Here is a 6,000-nt window from a genome sequence, read left to right as displayed (position 1 = left end):
CCGCAAGGGGAGTGTAGGTAGTTCACTAAAGTGCTGACCGCTTTCTTTCTCAGCCTTTTCCAGCTTGCGCCATCCCACAGGTGTGAGGATGACACCCCGATTGCGTTTGTGTTGAGAGGGGGAGTTGAAGGACATAGATGTACCGTAAGAATTCAGGTCAAAGGGATTGACGCGTTAATTTACCCCGTCGAATTCATGCTGAAATCGGATGCATCTCACTCTTTTAGACACAGCAATGCTGAATGAATTGTGAAATGATCGGCACTCAAGAGTCAACAATCAACAGTGACTATTGACAACCCTTATAACGATTTCACTCATTAAATAGGACTGCTATATAGACTGAACTACAAACTGAAGTGGCTGCTTTTCGGATTGATATAAGAGTGGCTAGCTAAAAACTCTTGAGAATGTGGCTGACTCAGGAAGATACATCTGTACTTCAGGCAATGGGACGGCAGATGCTAACTCCTGCACCAGACGCTACGCGTGTCTACGCACTCTTACCAACTGTCTTAAATAAAGAACAAGGAACAGAAAAGAAGGGAAATGAAGTGTACTGAGAAGAATAATAGATCAGCAACATAACATCAAAGCACAGTTTTGATCATTTTGTTAAAATTGTTGAATAGGTATTATCTACCTCCTCTGCTGGAAAGCAAATTTATTTGATTAACTAACAAAATTAATCAAGGTAATTAAACATGAAATTAACAGCAACAGAACAAGGGTTATTAATCCCTAAAGAACTATTAGGAGAAAACCAATAATTTGAGATTCTTCAAGAAGATGGAAAAATTCTTATTACTAGCATAAAAAAAACATCTTCTATTTGGTATTTAGGTTCAAATCCTGTGGAATGTGATGTAAAAGATGGTGCAATAATTAAGTGATGAGCAGTGAACAAGCACAAATAATTTAGGAAAGCTAAATTCCCAATTTCCAACCTCCTCTCTCTTCCTCTCTCTTGAAAAGGTATGATCGGAGGTTTCCTCCGCTCATACTTTTCGCTGTTTCCTCTGCGTCTTTGCGGTTTTTTATCACTCCGATGTTACTGGATTTGATATCACAATAAAAAATCGCTCTCTGTATGAATCTCAAGAAAGCGATGAGCGCATGACAGTTAATTTAGTTTTGCTTTTAATACAACTCGTTGACGAGGTACTCGCAGCAAAGAAATACCAATAACGAATAACCAGACTTCCCACAAAATAAATCCCACAGGCGTAGCTTCTAAAACAGGCATCGGGGAAATCACTGTTGCCAGGAGTTCACTTTGACCTAAGATTAACAGTGGTACTGTCATCAATCCCAACCAAGCAACCCAAGATTTGAAAAGTGGCGATCGCCTGATTGCAATTCCGATTCCTAGTGTCCAAAAAACTAGCAACGTTTGCCCCAGATACTCACCAATCACAACTCCGCCATATTGATGAACTGCTTGATAGACAACACTGACAGCTTCACGAGTTGCTGCACTAGTCTTTGGATTGGTGTACAGGTTTGCCAGAATCGGAACGACAAATACCCAGCGCATTAACCCAACAGATTGTAGAATTCCAGAAAGAGCACCCATTGCTGTAGCAGCTGTGAGATAGGGTGTATCTTCAGAGTTAATAATCTTGTACAAAAATGTGCTAGCCGGGATAAACAATAAAGCTGCAACTCCAAAGACAAACCAAGTCAGAATCAGCCCAACTCCACCTGCATGAAATTTTGTGAGAACAGAATCAACAGGCTGTCGTAGAATATCATCATACTCAAAGTTTTGAATCAGCAGTGCATAAGGTACATTCAAGAGCACAACTAGAGTCATGAACAAAATTCCTGTCGTTCTGACGAGTTGCAAACGGTTCATCGAATTTTCCTCCCCATACTGTCAGTGTAATTACCTCACCCCCAGCCCCTCTCCTTGCTAAGGAGAGGGGTGCCCGTAAGGGCGGGGTGAGGTGATTCATTGAGCACTTGGCTCGTTTTGGCTGTACCAGTATTTGACAAGCGATCGCTCTACATCCAACCAATTACCGATTTGTACAAGTGTCCCAATCAACAGCTTTTGCAAAACTACGGGCGAACCAACTAAAATTGTGTCTGCCTTCTTCAATAACAGCGCTAAGTGTAGTAAATTTGTTGGCATTCCCTCATGGTTAACTTTGCCATCGATCGCCAAACCAAACATTCCCCTAATAAATTGCTCAAACTGCTCGCCAGGACGGTTTTCACTCGTAAATGTCACCCATTCGTCAGACGTATTGCGAAAACTGTGATGCATACCAGCAGGGACATGTAAACGTTCTCCTGCTTGCAGAATGCGGCGGTTACCTTTGCGTCCGACTTCCATCTCAAGGCAACCCTGCAACACAGTAAAAGTTTCACTCATTTTGGTATGATAATGTAGCGGACTGCCTTTGGCTCCAGGAGGTAAATCAAAGCGAATCTTTGCATAAGTTCCATCGCTTCTGTTGCTAGAGTGGAGAATGGTCATACGGTCACCCGTCACTGGATTCACAATAACTTCTGGTTGCTCAGTCGTATGTGCAATAGATTGATTGTGAGTTTCAACGTTGATCAATTTCATTGTAAGAGCTTCCGTTTGGTGAGAATGCAGCGCCCTGAAGTTGTTGTGTTGTTGACCTCAGATGCACTGTTTGTGTACTTCAACAGTAAGCTTTCTGCACAATCGCAAATTGACACGTCCTGCCAAGAAGTTGACTGATTGCGCCGTTCTCAAAAAATAGCCTGATGTATTGTAAATATGAAAGAAGCAACATTCTCCGTTTACATCACACGAGGTATCATTCAGTATGCAGCGGCAAGATATGGAGTCAATACAGATGAGCTGTGTGCAGCAGTTGGGATTGATTCTGCCTTATTGCAGATGCCTGATCAACGGATTCCTGGAACGTTACACAGTGCTGTCTGGCGAGAAAGCGTCAAACGCACAGGTGATGAAAACCTCGGCTTACATTTAGGTGAGGTGTTTAATCTCGCAACATTTGGGATTGTTGGTTACGTGCTAGTCAACTGTCAAACTTTCAGGGAAGTTTTAGAAAAACTCTCGCGATATACCCGTCTATTTAGCCAAGGTGCTCATATTCACTTTTCTGTGTCTGAGGGGATGGTGTTGTGTGACTGCGATGTTGTGGATGACTTGAGAAATTACTTAGTAGAGGAACCCCGTCACGCAATTGAAAGCACTTTTGCATCTTTACTAACAGCAACAAAAACATTGACAGGAAAGCCACTACGTGCTCATGCTATCTGGTTTCAGTATCCGCGCCCTGCTGATATTTCTGAACATGAGCGCATCTTTCAAACCGGGTTACACTTCTTGATGCCCACCAATCGTATCATCTTCGATGCAAATTGTCTCAATTGGTTAGTCTTGTCAGCCAATTCAAATTTACTCTTGGTATTTGAGCAACATGCTGAAGCAATGCTTGATGCGATGAATCGAAAAGACGATTATACTCGACAAGTTGTACAGGCGATCGCTCAACAATTAAAAGGAGAATTACCTTCAATCGAGGCGATCGCTCGTAGTTTAACAATTAGTGTTCGTCAGTTACAGCGCGAATTACAAGCTGAAGGCACATCTTTTCAGCAATTGCTAGACGAAACTCGTAAAGAACTGTCACTGCGACATTTAAAAAATCCGAATACACCGATTCACGATATTGCATTTTTACTAGGCTTCTCTGAACCCAGCGCTTTTCACCGTGCTTTCAAGCGATGGACAGGGCAAACTCCACGAAATTACCGATTATCATATGTTTAAGCTAGATGTAAATAAGTCCTATTCAGAACCCCGACTTTTTAAAAAAGTCGGGGTTCTTGTTTTTCACGAATAATTTAGGACTGTCATAGCCTAATTTACTGCCAAACAAACACTTTAGCTTCGTGTGGTCCTAAGTCAGTCATAATACTATTGTCGCCAGCTTCTACATCATAATTTGCTGTCCACTCGTGCCATGTACCATCATTGGGGAAGTGGGAAACTTGATAGCCAGCTAAGAAATTTTCTGAGAAATTCACCACAACAACAACACGAGAACCTTCATCATTCCAACGGCTGTAAGCTAACACTTTTGCCTCTGGATTTTCGTGGATGAAGTCAATATTTTCGGTGTAGAGGGCATGATTGTTTTTACGCAGGTTTATCAAGCCTTTGTAATATTCAAATAAGCCACGATTTAAATCATTGCTTAGTAAGTTCCATTCGATTTTAGATGACTCTATTGTTTTCGGCTTATACTCACCAAACTCTTGACCCATCCAAATCAAAGGTACACCAACAGCTGTCATAAGAATAGCTGCTCCTAACTTTAGGCGCTTAAACGCTTCTTCATCAAAGATGTTGTGGTTACCCAATTCCACCATTAGGCGATCGTGGTCATGGTTTGTCAAGTAATTCACAACATTTGTAGCACCCATGAAGCCTTGACGCTTGCAGTCAATGACATCTTTTAGACGTTCTAAATCAAAGGTGTCACCACAAATATGTTCCCTAATACAATGATAGAAACTATCGTGCCAGCACCCATCCATTGGTCCATCAACATTGGTGATACTAGTCGTTTCAGGAATATGTTCGGCAATGTTATAAAATGGTTTTGTGCCAGCAGTTTTTTTAGCTTCTTGCACAATCCAGTGCATGAAGTCGTAGTTTGCAATTTGACGTGCTGCATCGTAGCGAATACCATCAAGGTGATATTCACTAACCCAAAAACGGACTGTATCACCAATAAATTTGCGAGCCGGATAAGTATCTAACTTTTCATCATAGTGTTCGTAATTAAATTCTGGTCCCCAGTTATTACCAGGGTCACGAGGCTCGTGATGATACCAATAATCATGGTCGATTTGTGTTAATGGACTTGATGCTTCTGAATGGTTATAAATACCATCCATGATGATGCGAATTCCTCTAGCATGACACTCATCAACTAATTGTTTTAACTCTGCTGTTGAGCCATAACTTGATTCTGTCGCGAAGAAGAAACGTGGGTTATAACCCCAACTGTGATCACCCGGATATTCTTTAACTGGCATTAACTCAATAGCGTTAATTCCCAGTTCAGCAAGATAATCTAACTTCTCTACAACGTGCTTGTACTTTCCTCGTGGATATGGGTCATTCTCACCACCAGAAAAGTCACCAACGTGCAATTCATAAATAACTAATTCGTGGTCTGCAGGTAGAGGTTTATCGTCGTGTTGCCAAACATAAGTATCGACAACACGTTGCCCATCTTTTATCTGTACAACACCGTCATCTTTTCCACTCAATTCATCAATATCAGTTGCATAGGGGTCTGTCACATCTACCCATTGATCTGGTTCAAAAAACCAAGACCTTGACTGCACACGAAACTTATATTTATAAACGCCATCTTCTAAGTCAACAGTTGTGCGAAAATAACCATCATCACCTTTTTCCATTGAAATTGGTTCCCAATTGGAAAAAGAACCAATTAAAGCTGCAGCTTTGTTGTAAGGTGCAAATAAATTAAATTCAATTGGCTTTGCCATAGAAGTATATCAAAATAAATGAAATCAGGAAATATGCTGGCACAATAAATATAAGTTATCAGATTGCTAATGACTAAACAATTAATGACTAATGACTTGAAGTGATTAATGTTTAGTGATTAGCAAGTGGTGAATTAATCATGCCAGTCATTAATATTTTCTAATCCCACATCGAACTAGCCAATCGTCCTCTAGAGATAATCAAATCTCTTTTGCCTCTTTCTTAAGAAGTAAGTTTTTGTAAAAATTTATTTTCTTTTAAGACTTCATGAAAACTTTTTAGTGTTAGACTGTTGATCTAACATCTAACTACAGATTAGACTTGTTGCATTTATGAGAGTGAAAAGTGAAGAGTCAAAAGAAGTTTTTTACTCTTAACGCCCTGCTTTGAAGTTTCTGGCTCCACTCTTCACTACCAAAGTGGGAATTGGGAATCAGTGTAATCTTGTCTATTACTCCAGGTTCATA

At 40.6% G+C, this 6,000-nt stretch carries 5 protein-coding genes; 2 read left to right on the top strand and 3 right to left on the bottom strand.

The genetic code is table 11. The annotated features are described in order from the left end of the window. Positions 1–410 precede the first annotated feature (410 nt). Positions 411–563 (top strand): hypothetical protein, encoded by a 153-nt coding sequence (locus DP117_RS21850; RefSeq protein WP_169220345.1) that lies wholly within the window; start codon positions 411–413, stop codon positions 561–563. Between the two features lie 560 nt (positions 564–1,123). On the opposite strand, the gene DP117_RS21845 is transcribed toward DP117_RS21850, so the two are convergent. Both DP117_RS21845 and DP117_RS21840 read right to left on the bottom strand, forming a co-directional pair. Next, positions 1,124–1,858 carry a DUF4386 domain-containing protein gene (locus DP117_RS21845; protein WP_169220344.1) on the bottom strand — a complete coding sequence of 245 codons (735 nt, stop codon included), beginning with the start codon at positions 1,856–1,858 and terminating at the stop codon, positions 1,124–1,126. Between the two features lie 96 nt (positions 1,859–1,954). Then, the gene (locus tag DP117_RS21840) at positions 1,955–2,578 is read right to left on the bottom strand and encodes a cupin domain-containing protein (protein ID WP_169220343.1); all 624 of its coding nucleotides are present in this window, start codon (positions 2,576–2,578) and stop codon (positions 1,955–1,957) included. Positions 2,579–2,755: 177 nt separating this feature from the next. Between DP117_RS21840 and DP117_RS21835 the strand changes: the two genes are divergently transcribed. Beyond that, positions 2,756–3,778, top strand: a complete 1,023-nt coding sequence (locus DP117_RS21835) for an AraC family transcriptional regulator (protein ID WP_169220342.1) — start codon at positions 2,756–2,758, stop codon at positions 3,776–3,778. Positions 3,779–3,873: 95 nt separating this feature from the next. On the opposite strand, the gene DP117_RS21830 is transcribed toward DP117_RS21835, so the two are convergent. Then, positions 3,874–5,532 carry an alpha-amylase family glycosyl hydrolase gene (locus tag DP117_RS21830; protein WP_169220341.1) on the bottom strand — a complete coding sequence of 553 codons (1,659 nt, stop codon included), beginning with the start codon at positions 5,530–5,532 and terminating at the stop codon, positions 3,874–3,876. Positions 5,533–6,000 lie beyond the last annotated feature (468 nt).

Origin of the sequence: Brasilonema sp. UFV-L1, from assembly GCF_012912105.1 — a bacterium.
GTDB lineage: Bacteria > Cyanobacteriota > Cyanobacteriia > Cyanobacteriales > Nostocaceae > Brasilonema.
Note: the sequence above shows the minus strand (reverse complement) of the source record. Positions and strands in the feature narration are given on the sequence as shown.

Excerpts from the sequence above, each read along its gene's own strand:
- DP117_RS21830 (WP_169220341.1), bottom strand. The coding sequence starts at position 5,532 with ATGGCAAAGCCAATTGAATTTAATTTATTTGCACCTTACAACAAAGCT.
- DP117_RS21845 (WP_169220344.1), bottom strand. The coding sequence starts at position 1,858 with ATGAACCGTTTGCAACTCGTCAGAACGACAGGAATTTTGTTCATGACT.
- DP117_RS21840 (WP_169220343.1), bottom strand. The coding sequence starts at position 2,578 with ATGAAATTGATCAACGTTGAAACTCACAATCAATCTATTGCACATACG.
- DP117_RS21835 (WP_169220342.1), top strand. The coding sequence starts at position 2,756 with ATGAAAGAAGCAACATTCTCCGTTTACATCACACGAGGTATCATTCAG.
- DP117_RS21850 (WP_169220345.1), top strand. The coding sequence starts at position 411 with ATGTGGCTGACTCAGGAAGATACATCTGTACTTCAGGCAATGGGACGG.